The organism is Massilia genomosp. 1 (assembly GCF_011682185.1).
GTDB lineage: Bacteria > Pseudomonadota > Gammaproteobacteria > Burkholderiales > Burkholderiaceae_D > Telluria_A > Telluria_A rubra.
On record NZ_WHJF01000577.1, the window covers coordinates 1 to 255 of the forward strand.

Here is a 255-nt window from a genome sequence, read left to right on the forward strand (position 1 = left end):
AGCAGGTACAGAGATAAGAAAGCGCGTTGTGCTTGTGTTGATACGCAATCACTACCCAAAGTAATACAATAAAACGATACTTCTTCCAGATTCAAGCTAGTGCTGCCCGGTCGGGAGCACCAAGCTGCACAAGTTATGCCTGATGACCATAGTAAATCGGTACCACCCCTTCCCATCCCGAACAGGACCGTGAAACGATTTTACGCCGATGATAGTGCTGCAACCAGTGTGAAAGTAGGTCATCGTCAGGCTAGT

General features: G+C 47.8%; 1 rRNA gene. It reads left to right on the forward strand.

Features of this window, described 5'->3' with window-relative positions:
* Positions 1–138 precede the first annotated feature (138 nt).
* Positions 139–251, forward strand: a 5S ribosomal RNA gene (rrf, locus tag F1735_RS34975).
* The last annotated feature ends 4 nt before the right edge of the window (positions 252–255 follow it).